The organism is Pseudomonas turukhanskensis, assembly GCF_027922365.1.
Taxonomy (GTDB): Bacteria; Pseudomonadota; Gammaproteobacteria; order Pseudomonadales; family Pseudomonadaceae; genus Aquipseudomonas; species Aquipseudomonas turukhanskensis.
On sequence record NZ_BSFN01000003.1, the window covers coordinates 69,769 to 86,268 of the forward strand.

12 protein-coding genes are annotated in these 16,500 nt (G+C 62.8%); 4 read left to right on the forward strand and 8 right to left on the reverse strand.

Going from position 1 to position 16,500, the window contains the following annotated elements; translation table 11 throughout:
• Nucleotides 1–119 precede the first annotated feature (119 nt).
• Nucleotides 120–707, forward strand: a complete 588-nt coding sequence (locus PKE98_RS06675) for a hypothetical protein (protein ID WP_271194495.1) — start codon at nucleotides 120–122, stop codon at nucleotides 705–707.
• A gap of 43 nt (nucleotides 708–750) precedes the next feature.
• Here the strand turns inward: PKE98_RS06675 and PKE98_RS06680 are convergent, their stop codons facing one another.
• From PKE98_RS06680 to gcvH, 6 genes are all read right to left on the reverse strand, one after another.
• Nucleotides 751–2,070, reverse strand: a complete 1,320-nt coding sequence (locus tag PKE98_RS06680) for an OprD family outer membrane porin (RefSeq protein WP_271194496.1) — start codon at nucleotides 2,068–2,070, stop codon at nucleotides 751–753.
• A 103-nt stretch (nucleotides 2,071–2,173) separates the two neighbouring features.
• Complete coding sequence (locus tag PKE98_RS06685; protein WP_271194497.1) at nucleotides 2,174–2,884, reverse strand: DUF4431 domain-containing protein; 711 nt, start codon at nucleotides 2,882–2,884, stop codon at nucleotides 2,174–2,176.
• Nucleotides 2,885–3,130: 246 nt separating this feature from the next.
• Nucleotides 3,131–4,252, reverse strand: a complete 1,122-nt coding sequence (gcvT, locus tag PKE98_RS06690) for a glycine cleavage system aminomethyltransferase GcvT (protein WP_271194498.1) — start codon at nucleotides 4,250–4,252, stop codon at nucleotides 3,131–3,133.
• Between the two features lie 197 nt (nucleotides 4,253–4,449).
• Nucleotides 4,450–5,826: an L-serine ammonia-lyase gene (locus PKE98_RS06695; protein ID WP_271194499.1), complete on the reverse strand. Its 1,377-nt coding sequence runs from the start codon at nucleotides 5,824–5,826 to the stop codon at nucleotides 4,450–4,452.
• Between the two features lie 117 nt (nucleotides 5,827–5,943).
• Nucleotides 5,944–8,802: an aminomethyl-transferring glycine dehydrogenase gene (gene gcvP / locus PKE98_RS06700; protein WP_271194500.1), complete on the reverse strand. Its 2,859-nt coding sequence runs from the start codon at nucleotides 8,800–8,802 to the stop codon at nucleotides 5,944–5,946.
• A gap of 10 nt (nucleotides 8,803–8,812) precedes the next feature.
• Nucleotides 8,813–9,196, reverse strand: coding sequence for a glycine cleavage system protein GcvH (gene gcvH / locus PKE98_RS06705; RefSeq protein WP_271194501.1), 384 nt, complete (start codon nucleotides 9,194–9,196; stop codon nucleotides 8,813–8,815).
• A 340-nt stretch (nucleotides 9,197–9,536) separates the two neighbouring features.
• Between gcvH and sodC the strand changes: the two genes are divergently transcribed.
• Nucleotides 9,537–10,076 (forward strand): superoxide dismutase [Cu-Zn] SodC, encoded by a 540-nt coding sequence (gene sodC, locus PKE98_RS06710; RefSeq protein ID WP_271194502.1) that lies wholly within the window; start codon nucleotides 9,537–9,539, stop codon nucleotides 10,074–10,076.
• A gap of 126 nt (nucleotides 10,077–10,202) precedes the next feature.
• On the opposite strand, the gene gcsR is transcribed toward sodC, so the two are convergent.
• The gene (gcsR, locus tag PKE98_RS06715; protein WP_271194503.1) at nucleotides 10,203–11,723 is read right to left on the reverse strand and encodes a transcriptional regulator GcsR; all 1,521 of its coding nucleotides are present in this window, start codon (nucleotides 11,721–11,723) and stop codon (nucleotides 10,203–10,205) included.
• A 144-nt stretch (nucleotides 11,724–11,867) separates the two neighbouring features.
• On the opposite strand from gcsR, the gene pyrF reads away from it, so the two are divergent.
• Together pyrF and PKE98_RS06725 are read left to right on the forward strand one after the other, a co-directional pair.
• The gene (pyrF, locus tag PKE98_RS06720; RefSeq protein ID WP_271194504.1) at nucleotides 11,868–12,566 is read left to right on the forward strand and encodes an orotidine-5'-phosphate decarboxylase; all 699 of its coding nucleotides are present in this window, start codon (nucleotides 11,868–11,870) and stop codon (nucleotides 12,564–12,566) included.
• Nucleotides 12,567–12,955: 389 nt separating this feature from the next.
• The gene (locus PKE98_RS06725; RefSeq protein ID WP_271194505.1) at nucleotides 12,956–14,464 is read left to right on the forward strand and encodes a flavin-containing monooxygenase; all 1,509 of its coding nucleotides are present in this window, start codon (nucleotides 12,956–12,958) and stop codon (nucleotides 14,462–14,464) included.
• Nucleotides 14,465–14,580: 116 nt separating this feature from the next.
• On the opposite strand, the gene PKE98_RS06730 is transcribed toward PKE98_RS06725, so the two are convergent.
• Nucleotides 14,581–16,431: a sigma-54-dependent Fis family transcriptional regulator gene (locus PKE98_RS06730; RefSeq protein WP_271194506.1), complete on the reverse strand. Its 1,851-nt coding sequence runs from the start codon at nucleotides 16,429–16,431 to the stop codon at nucleotides 14,581–14,583.
• Nucleotides 16,432–16,500: the final 69 nt, after the last annotated feature.

The window sequence follows — 16,500 nt, forward strand, 5'->3', positions numbered from 1 at the left end:
GTCAGACAGCGGCGGGCTAATTTGGGTGCTGCTCATTTGCGCGGTGACGGCCGCGGATTTCCGCCTGTGCTTTGCTTTAAAACTATCAAGCACTTCAGACGCAACTGGCGGAGAAAGCAATGGGCGATGCGTACGGTCAAGGCCCCGATTTTCTTTTCCAAGGCGAGGCCATGATGAGCGATAACAACCCACCGCACTGCCAACTGGTGTTGTCGCAGTTTCCGCTACTGCGCCTGTTTGGCCATAACTTGCTGGTTTTTGTAGACGCCACAGGCACCGTGATCGCAGAACTCGATGGGTTGGCCACCAGTAAGACCGGCAGTATCAAACCCGTTGGTTACCTGCCCTCGGACCGCTTGAAGGTGTACCAGTTTTCTGCCTCCTACCTGTATCGCCACCAGCAGCCGCGCGTGGTGCTCTACAAGGGCAGTCGCCTGGAAGTGCAACAGCGCTGGGCGGCCGCGCTGCGCGGCAAGGATGCCATCAACGCCCTTGGGCTGGCTTACCCACTGTTCGGCTTGGGCCGCAACAGCAATTCGGTGACCAGCACCTTGATCGCCTGCATGGGCCTGTACGAACTGGCGATCCCCAATGGCAAACCGGCGCCTTGGGAGGGCCATCTGCTGCTGCCACGGGGAACCATCGCAGCGATCAGAAAAGAAATGGTCACTGGCGCCAACACCGGCATCCACTTAGACGTGCATTGAGACGGTTGCACAAGCCAGGTCAGGTGGCATTTTTCAGCCCGTTTCAGTGGCTGCCGAGCACGTCCAGCGGGTATTCGATGACCACGTACACCCGGTCGATATCCCGGCCGCCCTGCGCAGCGTTCCCGCGATGGGTCACGTACGACAGGCTTAGCGCGAGGTCCTTGGCGGCGCCGGATTGCACCCGATACTTGCCTTCGATATCGCGTTCCCAGTGCTTGCCGCCTTCGCCCTGGTTTGCCACGTATCCGCCCAGTTCGTCGTCGTACGGGTTGTAGGCGCCGCCTTTGGGCGCGTGGGTGCCGTCGATATTGCTGCCGCGCACGTAGCGGGTCATCAAGGTGAGGCCGGACGTTAGCCACTGGCTCAGGTCAAGGTCATAGCGCACCTGCCAGGACTGCTCGTTGGCGCCGTTGAAGTCGGCGTATTTGATGGAGTTGGCCAGGTAGATGGAATCGCCACCGACAAAGTCGAACGGCGTATTGCCGCTGATTTTCTGGTAGCCGAGGCTGAATGCCTGCTCGCCCACGCTCAGCTTGGCCAGCAAGCTGGCGGCGGTGGTGTTGATGGCACCGGCCTGTTCGGCGCCGGTGCCCAGGGTTCGGTACAGATTCGCGTCCCAGGCCAGGCGGGTGTCTGTGCTCAAGGGTTGGTTGAGGTGCAGGTTGGCGTAGTACTGGCGCCAGGTGTCGCTAAGCTCGCCCATGTACAAGGCGCCGCTCAGCGCAGCGCTTGTGTCGCTTTGTACGCCGAGCAGGCTGATGCTTTCGTGGCGGGTGCTGGCGCCATAACCGTCGAAATCGCTGGCCGAGGCGCTTTCATCCTGGTTTTTGAAAGCGTTGAAATGGCCAGCAGTCCAACTGAGCTGGCTGCCGGCTTTGCCTTGGAGTAGGGCGCCGGTGGCGTATTCGGGTTGCAGGCGTTTGTCGCCGGTATCGAACACCGGAGTCTCCACTTCCATTTCGCCGAGCTTGAGGCGGGTGTCACCCAATTGCAGCTTGAGCGCACCGCCGGCGCTGGAGTACTCGCCTGCCGCTTTGCCGGAGTCGCCTACCGGCAGCAGCCCCGTCCCTGCGCGGCCGCCGCCCGAGTCCAGGCGCAGGCCGACAAAGCCGTGGGCACCCACACCCACGCCGAGCACGCCGGGGGTGTACCCCGATTCGAAACGACCAATAAAACCCTGCGCCCATTCGCGGTTATAGCTGTCGCCGTTATGGCCGGTGCGGGTGTCGTTGTTCAGGAAAAAATTGCGGCTAAGCAGATTGAACGTGGCATCGCTGAACAGGGCCGGGGCATCGGCGTGCGCGGCCGTTACCCAGGTGGTCGCTAGCAAGGGCGCGCAGAACAGCAGGGTGGCCCGCATGGGTGGCTCCAATGGTGAAAGCTGGAGTATCCGGCCAGAGGCGGGCTGGGGATTGAAGGTATGTGCTTTTGTAGTGGGGGTGGCGTTCGCCACAAGCAGGGCGTTACTCGCCGTTGATCAGCACCTGGCCCTGTTTTACCCAGCCGGTAAAGACCGCGCCTTTTTTGCTGGTGTAGGTGACCTCGGCCCAGCCAAAGCTATGGATATTGCTCACGGTCACCGCGTCGCCGGGCACGATATAAGCCTTTTGTTCGCCGCAGCTGTCATTCGGCGCGGTGTGGAAATACAGGCGACGTTCGCCGGTGATCTTGCCGGGCAGCGGGCTGGGCAGGCGCTCATCCAACGCCGCGTTTTCTGCCAGCAATTCGCAATCCACCGGTTCGGCCGGCGTGCCGCTCACAAACTGCACGTCCTGCAGCAACAACGGCGTGTGGTGGTGGCCGGTTAGCGCGCCGGTAATGGTGCCCTTGAGCGTGAGCTTGCCCTCGCTCAGCAGGTAAGGGCGTAACTGGTCATAACCCTTCTGGTCGAGGATCAGTTGCAAGTAGTCCAGGCGTTGGTCGCTGGTCACCTCGAACTCATCATTGGGCGTCATGCACAGTGGCTCCGGCAGCGCCAGATAAAAGCCCACTTCGGCTTCGTCGCCCTGGGTGACATCCTCGAAACCGGGCGCGCCGGGGAACGTGTCCGGGTAGAGCGTACCGGTGAGGGTCAGGGTTTCGGTTTCAAAGGCGTGGCAATCGGCGGCCTGAGCGATGGAGAGCGGCAACAAGGTGGCAGCGAGCAGGGCGCATAGGCGCAGGGGAAATGGCATGGGGTCGTCCATGAGGGCTGGCAAGCAGCAAATTAGACGCGCAGGGGCAGTGGCACAAGCTCAGGGAGATGGGGATGTGATGGACTGCGCCCACTGGCGCACTTGCACGGGGTCAAGAGGCATCGAGACTAGAGGCCGTGCTAAAACCGCCGGATGGCTAGAACTCAGCGAAACTCATACTGGATCGGCGTAACGATGGGTTTCGGCGTTGCCTCTACCCATCCTACGATTTAGCGGGCGGCGTCGTTAGCCGCGGTAATAGCGCTGTGGCACAAACGGCGTCTTGGCCACTTTCATCGGCACGCGTTTGCCGCGCACCAGTGCCCATACGGTGTTTTCCAGCGAATTGTGGCCAGCGTTTACGTAGCCCATGGCCAATGGCGCGCCGAGGGTTGGGCCGAAGCCGCCGCTGCACACGCTGCCAATCACGATGCCGTCGGCATCCACAATCTCGCAGCCTTCACGCACCGGCGTGCGCTCTTGCGGCAGCAGGCCGACGCGTTTGCTCGCCACGCCTTCCTGTTGCTGGGCGAACACGCGCGCGGCCCCCGGGAAACCGCCGGCACGTGCACCGTCCGCACGGCGGGCTTTGGAAATGGCCCACAACAAACCGGCTTCAATCGGCGTGGTGGCGGTGCTCATGTCGTGGCCGTACAGGCACAGGCCGGCTTCCAGGCGTAGCGAATCGCGGGCGCCGAGGCCGATGGCTTGTACTTCCGGCTCGGCCAGCAGGGCGCGGGCGATTTTTTCCGCTGCATCGGCCGGGATGGAGATCTCGTACCCGTCTTCACCGGTGTAACCGGAGCGGCTGACGAAGCAGTCAACGCCCAGCAAGGTAACCGGCTGGAAATTCATAAAGGTCATGTTGGCGACTTCGGGCGCCAGGCGGGCGAGCACGGTGACGGCGGCAGGGCCCTGCAGGGCGAGCAAGGCGCGATCGAATTGGGCGATCACTTCACACTGGCCGCTCAGGTGCTGTTGCAGGTGGGCCAGGTCTTCGTTTTTGCAGGCGGCGTTTACGACTAGAAACAGAGTGTCGTTGCCGAGGTTGGCAACCATCAGGTCGTCGAGGATGCCGCCGTTTTCGTCAGTGAACATGGCGTAGCGCTGCATGCCAATGGGCAGGTCGATGATGTCGACCGGCACCAGGGTTTCTAGCGCTTTGGCGGCATTCGCGCCTTTAAGCAGAATCTGGCCCATGTGCGACACATCAAAGAGGCCGGCCTGGTCGCGGGTGTGCTGGTGTTCTTTGAGCACGCCAAGGGGGTATTGCACGGGCATGTCGTAGCCGGCGAACGGCACCATGCGGGCGCCGAGTTCCAGGTGCAGGGCGTGGAGGGGTGTTTTGGCCAGGGGTGAGGGGGTCATGGGTGTGCTCCTTGAAATGGTGTTCTGGCGGGGGAAGGGCCCCTCACCCTAGCCCTCTCCCGCACGCGGGAGAGGGGACTGATCTATGGGGTATTCGATTTATTTGTTCTGCCGCAAATTTGCTCCTCTTTCTCTCCCGCGCGCGGGCCCGGGTGCGGGAGAGGAGCAGGGGGTGAGCGCCGCAGGCGACGCGGTTCTCAACATTCGATGATGTTCACCGCCAACCCACCCCGCGCCGTCTCTTTGTATTTGTTGTTCATATCTGCCCCGGTCTGGCGCATGGTGCGGATCACCTTGTCGAGCGAGACAAAATGCTGCCCATCGCCGCGCAACGCCATGCGCACGGCATTGATGGCTTTCACAGAGCCCATGGCATTGCGTTCGATGCACGGCACCTGCACCAGTCCGCCAATGGGGTCGCAGGTAAGGCCCAGGTTATGTTCCATGCCGATTTCAGCAGCGTTTTCCACTTGCTGCACGGTGCCGCCCATTACCTCACACAGCGCCCCGGCGGCCATTGAACAGGCCACGCCCACTTCGCCCTGGCAGCCCACTTCGGCACCCGAGATGGAGGCGTTTTCTTTGTAGAGAATGCCGATGGCGGCGGCGGTGAGTAGAAAGCGCACCACGCCGTCGTCGTTGGCGCCGGGAATAAAGCGCACGTAGTAGTGCAGCACGGCCGGCACAATGCCCGCCGCGCCGTTGGTTGGAGCGGTGACCACACGGCCGCCGCTGGCGTTTTCTTCGTTGACGGCCAGGGCGTAGAGGTTCACCCAGTCCAGCACCGACAACGCGTCACGCAGCGCCGCTTCCGGGTTTTTGCACAGTTGCCGGTGCAGCGCAGCCGCACGGCGTTTGACCTTCAAGCCGCCGGGCATGATGCCTTCGTTGCGACAGCCGGCTTCCACGCAGTCCTGCATCACTTGCCAGATACGCAAGAGCCCTGCGCGGGTGTCGGCTTCCGGGCGCCACACGCTTTCGTTGGCCAGCATCAATTGGCTGATGGAAAGGCCGTGCTCGGCGCAGTGGGCCATCAGCTCATTGCCGCTGTGGAACGGGTAGGGCTGCACGGTGGCGTCTTCGACAATGCGGTCGGCGCCGGCCGCGCCTTCGTCCACCACAAAACCGCCGCCCACCGAGTAATACTCGCGGCTGCGCAATTGCAGGCCTGCTTCATCGAAGGCGCGAAAGATCATGCCGTTGGGGTGTTGCGGCAGGGGTTTGCGGATCATCGCCAGGTGCTGTTTTTCCACGAAGGCGATGGGCTTTTCACCGAGCAGGTTGAGTTGGCCGTTTTTGCGGATGGCGGCCAGTCGCTCGTCCACGGTGGCGGTATCCACCGTGTCGGGGTGCTCGCCTTCCAGGCCCAGCAGCACGGCTTTGTCGCTGCCGTGGCCTTTGCCGGTGGCGCCGAGTGAGCCGTAGAGCTCGACTTTTACGCTGTGGGTGGCGGCGAGCAGCTCGTCGCGGCGCAGCCCTTCGGCAAAACGCGCGGCCGCGCGCATCGGCCCGACCGTGTGGGAGCTGGAGGGGCCGATACCGATCTTGAACAGGTCGAACACGCTAAGTGCCATAAAGACCTCGGGGAGGGCCGGTGCATTGGCTCTCGTAGGGCGTGCTGTGCGCACCAGAGCGATATCGGGGAGATCGCTTGGTGCGCGGAGCACACCCTACAAAAGCAATGCGTTGGCTCAGGCGTCAGCGTATTCGCTGATAGAAGGGCAGGAACACACCAGGTTGCGGTCGCCGTATACGTTGTCGATACGCGCCACCGGCGGCCAGTACTTGGCTTCCACCAGGCTGGCCAGCGGGTAGGCGGCCTGCTCGCGGCTGTATACGTGCGGCCACTCGCCGAGCAGTTCCTGGGCGGTGTGCGGGGCGTTTTTCAGCGGGTTGTCCTGGGCGTCCGCCTCGCCGCGTTCGATGGCGCGGATTTCGTTGCGGATGCTGATCATGGCGTCGCAGAAGCGGTCCAGCTCTTCCTTGGATTCGCTTTCGGTCGGCTCGATCATCAGGGTATTGGCCACCGGGAACGACATGGTTGGCGCATGGAAGCCGTAGTCGATCAGGCGCTTGGCCACGTCGTCCACGCTGATACCGCTGGTTTCTTTCAGCGGGCGCACGTCCAGGATGCATTCGTGCGCCACCAGGCCATTGCTGCCGGCGTACAGCACGGGGAAGTGCTCTTCGAGGCGGTTGGCAATGTAGTTGGCGCTGAGAATGGCCAGCTGCGAAGCGCGTTTGAGACCTTCGCCGCCCATCATTTTCATGTACATCCACGAGATAGGCAGAATGCTGGCGCTGCCGAACGGCGCGGCGCTGACGGCGCCTTCTTTGCGCGCCATATGGCCGTGGCCGGGCAGGAACGGCGCCAGGTGCGCTTTCACCCCAATCGGGCCAACGCCTGGGCCGCCGCCGCCGTGGGGGATGCAGAAGGTTTTGTGCAGGTTCAGGTGCGATACGTCGCCGCCAAATTTACCCGGTGCGCACAAGCCGACCATGGCGTTCATATTGGCGCCGTCGATGTACACCTGGCCGCCGTTGTCGTGAATGATCGCGCAGATATCGCGAATCTCTTCTTCGAACACGCCGTGGGTGGACGGGTAGGTGATCATCAGGGCGGCCAGGCGATCCTTGTGTTCCAGCGCCTTGGCGCGCAGGTCTTCAACGTCTACGTTACCGCGCGCATCGCACGCGGTAACCACCACGCGCATGCCGGCCATGTTGGCGGTAGCGGGGTTGGTGCCGTGGGCAGAGGAGGGGATCAGGCAGATGTCGCGTTCACCTTCGCCACGGCTGGCGTGGTAGGCGCGAATGGCCAGCAGGCCAGCGTATTCACCTTGCGAACCGGCGTTGGGCTGCAACGACACGGCGTCGTAACCAGTGGCCGCGCAGAGCATGGCTTCCAGCTCGTCGGTCAGTTGCTGGTAACCCTGGGCTTGGTCGGCCGGCACAAACGGGTGCAGGCCACCGAAGGCGCTCCAGGTGATGGGCTGCATTTCGCTGGCGGCGTTGAGCTTCATGGTGCACGAGCCCAGCGGGATCATGGTGCGGTCCAGGGCCAGGTCTTTGTCGGCGAGGCGACGCAGGTAGCGCATCAACTCGGTTTCGGAGTGATAGCGGTTGAACGATGGGTGCTGCAGGAAGGTGCTGGTGCGCAGCAGGGCTTCGGGCAGTCGCAGGCCTGCGTTAGCGGCCAGCGCGGCGAAATCGGGAGCGGTCTGGCCGTCGCTAACGAACAACGCCCACAGTGCTTCGACATCGGCCTGGGTGGTGGTTTCGTCGATGGACAGGCCCAGTTGGCCGGCGTCGATCTGGCGCAGGTTGATTTCCGCGGCCCACGCTTTGGCGTGCAGCTCGGCAGTGCGTGCGCCGGTGTTCAGGGTAACGGTGTCGAAGAAGCTCGCTTGCGCCACCGGCAGGCCCAGTTGGGCCAAGCCCTGAGCGGCAATAACGGTGAGCACGTGCACGCGCTTGGCGATCTGGGTCAGGCCTTGCGGGCCGTGGTACACGGCGTACATGCCGGCGATGTTGGCCAGTAGCACCTGCGCGGTGCAGATGTTGCTGGTGGCCTTCTCGCGGCGGATATGTTGTTCGCGGGTTTGCATGGCCAGGCGGAAAGCGGGCTTGCCGTGGCGGTCGATGGACACGCCAACCAAGCGGCCCGGCATATCGCGTTTGAAGGCATCACGGGTGGCAAAGTAAGCGGCGTGCGGGCCACCAAAGCCTAGCGGTACACCAAAGCGTTGCGCGCTGCCCAGCGCCACGTCGGCGTTGAATTCGCCGGGTGGGGTGAGCAGGGTCAGGGCCAGCAGGTCGGCGGCCACGGCCACCAGGGCGCCCACGGCGTGGAACTGCTCGACCAGCGCGCGGTAGTCGAAGATATCGCCATTGCTGGCCGGGTATTGCAGCAGGGCGCCGAAGTAGGCCGAGAAGTCTTCGATGGCGTTTTCATCGCCCACCACCACATCAATGCCCAGCGGCTCGGCACGGGTGCGCAGCACGTCGAGGGTTTGCGGGTGGCAATGCTGCGAGGCGAAGAAGGCTTGGCTGGCTTTGTTTTTAGCCAGGCGCTTGCAGAAGGTCATGGCTTCGGCGGCGGCGGTGGCTTCGTCGAGCAGCGAGGCGTTAGCGATTTGCAGGCCGGTGAGGTCGCAGATCATGGTCTGGAAGTTGAGCAGCGCTTCCAGGCGGCCTTGGGAAATTTCTGGCTGGTACGGGGTGTACGCGGTGTACCAGGCCGGGTTTTCCAGCAGGTTGCGCAGGATAGGCGCCGGGGTCAGGGTGCCGTAGTAGCCCTGGCCGATATAGGTTTTGAACTGCTTGTTCTTGTCGGCGATGGCCTTGATTTCGGCCAGGGCCGCAGTTTCGCTCAGGCCTTCGGGCAGGTTGAGCACGCTGGTGCCCTTGATGCTGTCGGGGATCACGCTGGCGCTCATGGCTTCCAGGGAGTCGTAACCCAACTGCTGCAGCATGGCGACAATGTCGCGCTCGCGCGGGCCGATGTGGCGGGCGATAAATTCGTTACGGGTGTCGAGGGAAATGGTCATCGTCGGGGCCTCAGGCGTCGTCGTTGGCTTTGAGCAGGCGGTCGTAGGCGGCTTGGTCGAGCAGGGTGGCGAGCACGCTGTTGTCGGCCAATTGCATACGGAAGAACCAGCCTGCACCGAGGGAATCTTCGTTAACGGTTTCCGGTACGTTTTCCAGGGCGGCGTTCACTTCCACCACCTCGCCGTCTACCGGCATGGCGATGGTGCTGGCGGCTTTTACCGACTCCAGCACGGCAACCTCGGCGCCGGCTGCGTGGGCGCCGAGTTCCGGCAATTGCACGAACACCACATCACCAAGGGCTTCTTGAGCGTAGGGGGTAATGCCGACAGTAACCAGGCCATCACTGTCCAGACGCAGCCATTCATGTTCGCTGGTGAATCGCAATTCGCTCATGTCGCTTCCTAGGTCGAGGGCGGCCCGCTCTGCTGGCGGGCGTTGCCGGAGTAATGGCAAGGCTGACTGCAAGGGCGGTGCCAGGTTGGGCGAATGTAGGTAATCCGGGGCTTTGCGCGGTGTGAGGAATTTCCCCTTATGGGAGGGTGGAACGAAAACGATACGGTGACGCACGGGTCGGGAATTTTAGGGCGCTAGAGCGGCTGGCAGCGGGCGTCTGCCTGGTTTTGGAGCGAAATCGTTACGATGTAGCGAATTCGCTACGGTTACATTTACGCTGGAACCCGAGCGGCCTACTACGGTCCTTTACCCATCTGCCCATGGAAATAGGATGCTCGTTATGCAAAAGATTTCGCGTCATTTGCTCGCTGCCGCCGTGCTGCTCGGGGCTGCCACGGCCGCCCAGGCGGCTGAATCGCTTACGGTGCAATTGAATCAGGCCACGGAAACCGGTGCCGGAAAGCCGGTGGGCAATGTGGTGGTCACCGAGTCTAAATACGGCCTGGTGTTTACCCCCATGCTCAGCGGTTTGCAGCCGGGCGTTCACGGCTTTCACGTGCATATGAACGGTAGCTGTGATGTGGCGACCGTTGACGGCAAAGTGACCCCGGCCGGCGCGGCAGGCGGGCACTGGGACCCGGACAAAACCGGCAAGCATGGCTTTCCGTGGGAAGACGGCAACCATCTGGGGGACTTGCCGGCGCTGTTGGTAACCGCCGATGGCAAGGCCGCGCAGCCGGTGTTGGCGCCGCGCTTGAAGAAGTTATCGGAGTTGAGCGGGCACGCGTTGATGGTGCATGCCGGTGGGGATAACCACTCGGACCATCCGGCACCGTTGGGTGGTGGCGGGGCGCGGTTTGCGTGTGGGGTGATTAAGTAAGAGGGCGGCAACGTTTCGAATTGCGCCTAATCCGCAATTCTGGGTCCCCGCCTACGCGGGGACGACGGTGAACTTAACCCACACCACCGTCATTCCCGCGCAGGCGGGAATCCAGGTTCGGCGATGTCAGCCCTTTGGAATTCCGTATTTACGTAGCCGCTTGGCAATCGCCGTATGCGACGTCAGCAACCGCGCCGCCAGTTGCCGGCTCGACGGATAACTGCTGTACAGCTTCTCCAACAACCCTTTCTCAAACCCATCCACCGCTTCTTCCAGGCTGCGCACCTCGCCATCGGTTTGCGGCGCGACCGAGGTGCTGGCGATATCCAGGTCCCCCACGTCCACCAACGGGCTGTCGCACACGGCGGCGGCGCGGAAGATCACGTTTTGCAGTTGCCGCACATTGCCCGGCCACGGGTTGCTCAGCAGCGCCGGGTAGGTGCCGGGCGTAAGGCGGCAGATGGGCCGCTGAATCTGCGCGCAGGCCTGCTGCATAAAGTGCCGCGCCAGTACCAGAATGTCGTGGCCGCGCTCGCGCAGCGGCGGTACTTCCAGGGTGAGCACGTTCAGGCGGTAGAACAGGTCTTCACGAAAACTGCCCTGGCTGACCATCAGTTCCAGGTCGCGGTGGGTGGCGCTGAGGATGCGCACGTCCACTTTCATTTCCCGGTCGCCGCCTACGCGGCGGAAGCTGCCGTCGCTGAGAAAACGCAGCAGCTTGGCCTGCAGGTACGGCGACATTTCACCGATTTCATCGAGAAATACTGTGCCTTGGTGCGCCAATTCCAGTAGCCCCGGTTTGCCGCCCCGTTGTGCGCCAGTAAAGGCGCCGGGGGCGTAGCCGAACAGTTCGCTTTCGGCCAGGTTTTCCGGCAGGGCGGCGCAGTTGAGCGCCAGGAATGGCGCGTTGCTGCGCGGGCTCAGGGCGTGGCAGGCGCGGGCCACCAGCTCTTTGCCAGTGCCGGTTTCACCGCGGATCAGCAAGGGTGCATCGAGGGTGGCGATGCGTTGCGCGCGGGCTTTGAGATTGCGCACCGGCTGCGAGTCGCCGAGCAGCGAGTCGAAGCCTTCGGCGTGGTCGTGGTGCAGGGCGGACAAGCGCTCGCCGATGCGGTTGGGCAAATACAGGGTCAGCAGCCCGCCGGCCAGGTGCGCGGTGTCGTCGGTAATCGGCATGGCGTCCAGCAGCAGTGCCTGGCCTTTGAGTGATACCTCGCGCATGGGCAGGCGAAAACCGTGGTCGATCAACGCTTGCTGCAGGCCTTCGTCGTCGAACAGGGCGGTGAGCGGTTCGCCGGCAGCTTCGTGGCCGCACAGGGCGGTGAGCGCCGGGTTGGCCAGCAGCACGTGGCCGGAGTCGTCCACGGCCAGCACCGGGTCAGTCATGGCGGCGAGGAGGGCGTCGAGCTGAAGGCGACGGCGCTGGCCAGGGAGGATGTCGACCACGTGCATGCTCTGCACGCCGTTTATCTGCAGCAAGGCGTCGCGCAATTCCTCGAGCACCTGGGGGCTGAGGGTGGGGGCGTCGATATAAACGTTGGGCGGAATCATCTCCACGGCATCCAGGTTGAGATTGCGGCCGCCAAGGAGGGCGAGCACTTCCTGGGTGATACCAACGCGGTCGATAAAACTGACGTGAATACGCATGCGGGGCTGGCTGCAAGGCTGGAGGCGGGGCAAGTATGCCCGTTTCGCGGCGTTGCCCGAAACCTGCTGATCGCCGGGCCTGCCGCCGCGCGCTTGGCTTGCGCTACAATGCGCGCCGATTTCGACCTCTGAGACCCGTCGCCCATGTCCGCCTGCCAGACTCCTATTATCGTCGCCCTGGATTTCCCCACCCGCGAAGCCGCGTTGCAGCTGGCCGACCAGCTCGACCCGAAATTGTGCCGGGTGAAAGTGGGCAAGGAGTTGTTCACCAGCTGTGCCTCGGACATCGTCACCACCCTGCGCGACAAGGGGTTTGAAGTGTTTCTCGATTTGAAATTCCACGACATCCCCAACACCACCGCCATGGCCGTAAAAGCGGCCGCGGAAATGGGCGTGTGGATGGTGAACGTGCACTGCTCCGGCGGCCTGCGCATGATGGCGGCCTGCCGCGATGTGCTGGATACATTCAACGGCCCCAAACCGCTGCTGATTGGCGTGACCGTACTGACCAGCATGGAGCGCGAAGACCTCGCCGGTATCGGCCTGGATATCGAGCCGCAAGAGCAGGTGCTGCGCTTGGCGGGCCTGGCCTCGAAGGCCGGCATGGATGGCCTGGTGTGCTCGGCGCAGGAAGCACAGGCGTTGAAAGCGGCACATCCGAACCTGCAATTGGTGACCCCGGGTATTCGCCCGGCGGGCAGTGCGCAGGACGATCAGCGGCGCATTCTGACGCCGCGTCAGGCACTGGATGCCGGCTCCGATTACCTGGTAATCGGCCGCCCGATCAGCCAGGCGGCAAGCCCTTCGCAGGCGCTGGCGGCGGTGGTGGCTGAGCTGGCCTGACCCACAACACCGTCATTCCCGCGCAGGCGGGAATCCAGACTCGGAAGCGGGGCGAAGTATTTAGCCTGACGCAACATTCTGGATCCCCGCCTACGCGGGGATGACGAGGGTTTCTGATGGTGTTCACCGTCATCCCCGGTGCTCACGCGTGGGGAAGAGCGCTGCGCTGTTACAGCTTCAATACACATCGCCTGCTTGTCGACGCCATTTCTGCCTTTTTCCATACTTTCGCTGTAGCCAACCGCTTCAGGCTGGCTATGCTCTGGGCTGTACACGTAAAAATATTAGCTGGTCACTATCGGGCCCTGACGGTGTGCGTTGCCAACGGGGTTTAGAACAAGAAAGCCATGCCGCAACGGCGATTGCGAGCAGGCAACACGGAGTGCGCTATGGCTACCGAACAGTTCGATGTATTGATTATTGGCGCCGGTCTGTCCGGGATTGGCGCGGCCTACCGGCTACAAACCCTGTGCCCCAGCAAGCGCTACGCCATTCTTGAAGGCCGTGGCGACATCGGCGGCACCTGGGACCTGTTCCGCTACCCGGGGCTGCGTTCGGACTCCGATATGTTCACCCTCGGTTACCCCTTCCGCCCGTGGCAAGAGGCCAAGGCCATTGCCGACGGCGACTCGATTCTGCGTTACATCAAAGACACCGCCCGGTCGAATGGCATCGACCAGCACATCCGCTTCAAGCAGATGGTCAAGTCGGCGGCCTGGTCGAGCCACGATGCGTTGTGGACCGTGCAGGTGCAGCACCCCGAGAGCGGTGCGTTAACCACCTACCGCGCCAACTTTCTCTATGTGTGCAGCGGCTACTACGACTACGCCGGCGGCTTCAGCCCGCAGTTCCCGGGCAGCGAGCAGTTCAAAGGGCAGATGATTCACCCGCAGAAATGGCCGGAAAACCTCGATTACACCGACAAGAATGTGGTGGTGATCGGCAGCGGCGCCACGGCGGTAACCCTGGTGCCGGCCATGGCCGACAAGGCGCGGCATATCACCATGCTGCAGCGTTCGCCGAGCTATATCGCCTCATTGCCGGCCCGCGATGCCATTGCCGATGTGTTGCGCAAGGTTCTGCCTGAGCAGCGCGCCCACAGCCTCGTGCGGTGGAAAAATGTGTTGCTGACCTTGGGCTTTTTCCAGTTCTGCCGCCGCGCACCGGGCCTGGCGCGCAAGCTGCTGCGATTCGGGGTAAAGCGCGCGCTGCCGGCCGGTTATGCGGTGGACACCCATTTCAATCCCACTTACCAACCCTGGGACCAGCGCCTGTGCGCGGTGCCCAACGGCGACCTGTTCCAGGCGCTGAAAAGCGGCAAGGCCGAGATGGTGACCGAGCAGATCGACACCCTCACCGAAACTGGCATTCGCCTGCGTTCGGGGCAGGAACTGACCGCCGATATCATCATCACTGCCACCGGCCTCAAGCTACAGGCCTGCGGCGGCATGCTCCTGGAAGTGGACGGTGTGCCGGTGGAGATCGGCGATACCCTGGCCTACAAGGGCATGATGCTCAGCAACGTGCCCAACTTCGCCTTGTGCGTGGGCTACACCAATGCGTCGTGGACGCTGCGTTCGGATCTGGCGTCGGGCTACGTGTGCCGCGTGCTCAATTACATGGACGAGAACGGCTACAAGATGTGCGTGGCTCGCCAGGTGGGCAGTGCGGTGGAGAAACGGCCGTTGCTGGATATCTCGGCCGGTTATGTGCTGCGTGCGGCAGACGTATTGCCTAAACAAGGGCCGGGTGCACCGTGGCAGTTGAAGCAGAACTACATTCTCGATCTGTTCAACCTGCGCTACTCGCCGTTGGAAGACGGCACCCTGACGTTTCGCCACGACCCCGCGTTAGGGCTGACGCCGCGAGTGGTTGAGCGGGCGGTGTCGGCGGCGTAGGTCGATCCACTTCGCGATTCTGGGTCCCCGCCTGCGCGGGGACGACGGTGAATGGGCGAAAAACTCCGTCATTCCCGCGCAGGCGGGAATCCAGAATGGTGAGGTCAATACAGGTTTTAGACTTTTACGCCCTGTTCCCGCAACCGCTTGTACAAGGTATTGCGGCTAAGCCCCAGATGCCGCGCCAGGTGCGAAATATTCCCGCCGCACTGTTCGTACTGACTCTTCAAATCCCCATCCCCGACTGCGGCGAACGCCACCACTTTCGGGCTATCGCTGCTGGGCAAGTCGGCAAAAAAATCATCGGGCAAATGTTCGGCATGAATCGGCTGATCGTCGGCCATGGCCAGGGCAATTTGCAGCACGCTGCTGAGTTGGCGCAGGTTGCCGGGCCAGGGGTGGCGCAATAGCAATTCCATCACCTCGCTGCTCAAGCCGGCCCATTGGTAGGGCTCGCGGTGGTGTTCCCACAGGCGTTGGATCAGGGCCTGTTTGTCGGTGCGTTCGCGCAGCGGCGGCAGCTCCAGGTTCAGGCCGGTGATGCGGTAGTAGAGGTCTTGGCGGAACAGGCCGCTGTCCACGTCCTGACGCAGGGCGCGGTTGGTGGCGGAGATCAGGCGGATATCCACCGGGTACAGCTCGCTACTGCCCAAGGGCTGCACGCAACGCTCCTGCAAAACCCGCAGCAAACGCGCCTGCACCCGCAGCGGCATATCGCCGACTTCATCGAGAAACAGCGTGCCTTTATGGGCTTTGCGAATCAGGCCGATGCTGCCTTTCTGGTTGGCGCCGGTGAAGGCGCCTTTTTCGTAGCCGAACAGCTCGGACTCCACCAATTCGGCCGGAATGGCGGCGCAGTTCACCGCGATAAAACTCTGCTGAGCGCGCGTACTGGCCTGGTGCAGGGCTTTGACGAAGACTTCTTTGCCGACCCCGGTTTCGCCATACACCAGAATTGGAATGTCTTTTTCCAGCAGCCGCTCGGCCTGGCGCACGGCTTTGTCGACGCGCGGGTCGCCGAGGCTGATGGCGGCCAGGGTAAAGGGGCTGGCGACCGCTGCGCGGAGTGGCTCGGCCACCGGCGCGGGGCGGAAGTCGCGGGCCTGGATGGGCACCGGCTGCTGCGGTCGTTTCACCTGCGCGTGGAAGCGAAACCGCCCGCCGGCACGCAGGTTGAAGGGCAAGTCTTGCGGCTGATTGAGCAGTTGCTGAAGCGGAATATCGAACAGGCTTTCGATGTTTACCGCTGCCAGGCTGATGCCCAGCAGGCTGTCGGCGCGGCGGTTGGCCGACACCACCTGGCCTTGCTCGTCGAACACCACCAGCCCGGCCCAGGGGCTGTCGAGGTTGTTCAGGCTGGTGTTGAAGGTGAGCTGGAAATAGCGCTGCTGGAACAGGTTGAGAATCAGCCGGTTTTCCACCGACTGGCTCATCATTTTCACCATGCCCAGGGTGTGGGAGGGCGGCAGGTAGCTGTCGCTGGACACATCGAGCACGGCGATCATCTGCCGCTGTTCGTTGAAAATCGGTGAGGCCGAGCCGGTCATAAAACGGTTGGCTTTGAGAAAGTGTTCGTCGTGCTGGATATGCACGGGCTGCGCGCAGCTCAGCGCCGTGCCGATGGCGTTGGTGCCGGTGTAGCGCTCCAGCCAGCTGGCGCCGGCGACAAAACCGGCGGCGTGGTTGGGTTCGATAAAACGCTGATCGCCCCAGCTCTGCAGCACCTGGCCCTGGTTGTCGGCCAGCATGATCAGGCAATTGGAGTTGGCGAGGATGTTGCCGTAGTAGGGCAGCACTTCTTTATGGGTGGTTTGCACCAGCGCCTGCTGGCTTTCCAAAAGCGCAGATACCTCACCCGGGCTTGGCTGGGTGAACACGGGGGTGCTCTGGTGCGTCAGGCCGAAGCTGCGGCAGCGCGTCCAGGAGTCCTGAATGATGGTGTCGTGGGGCAGGGCGGCTTCAGCCATGACAGGGTCTCGCGTGGTTTTGTTGTTATTGTCAGCCAGCAATCGACCGGTCTTTGCCGGGTCGGTTCA

Coding starts and splice junctions, on each gene's coding strand:
- PKE98_RS06675 (WP_271194495.1), top strand. CDS start 120: ATGGGCGATGCGTACGGTCAAGGCCCCGATTTTCTTTTCCAAGGCGAG.
- PKE98_RS06680 (WP_271194496.1), bottom strand. CDS start 2,070: ATGCGGGCCACCCTGCTGTTCTGCGCGCCCTTGCTAGCGACCACCTGG.
- PKE98_RS06685 (WP_271194497.1), bottom strand. CDS start 2,884: ATGCCATTTCCCCTGCGCCTATGCGCCCTGCTCGCTGCCACCTTGTTG.
- gcvT (WP_271194498.1), bottom strand. CDS start 4,252: ATGACCCCCTCACCCCTGGCCAAAACACCCCTCCACGCCCTGCACCTG.
- PKE98_RS06695 (WP_271194499.1), bottom strand. CDS start 5,826: ATGGCACTTAGCGTGTTCGACCTGTTCAAGATCGGTATCGGCCCCTCC.
- gcvP (WP_271194500.1), bottom strand. CDS start 8,802: ATGACCATTTCCCTCGACACCCGTAACGAATTTATCGCCCGCCACATC.
- gcvH (WP_271194501.1), bottom strand. CDS start 9,196: ATGAGCGAATTGCGATTCACCAGCGAACATGAATGGCTGCGTCTGGAC.
- sodC (WP_271194502.1), top strand. CDS start 9,537: ATGCAAAAGATTTCGCGTCATTTGCTCGCTGCCGCCGTGCTGCTCGGG.
- gcsR (WP_271194503.1), bottom strand. CDS start 11,723: ATGCGTATTCACGTCAGTTTTATCGACCGCGTTGGTATCACCCAGGAA.
- pyrF (WP_271194504.1), top strand. CDS start 11,868: ATGTCCGCCTGCCAGACTCCTATTATCGTCGCCCTGGATTTCCCCACC.
- PKE98_RS06725 (WP_271194505.1), top strand. CDS start 12,956: ATGGCTACCGAACAGTTCGATGTATTGATTATTGGCGCCGGTCTGTCC.
- PKE98_RS06730 (WP_271194506.1), bottom strand. CDS start 16,431: ATGGCTGAAGCCGCCCTGCCCCACGACACCATCATTCAGGACTCCTGG.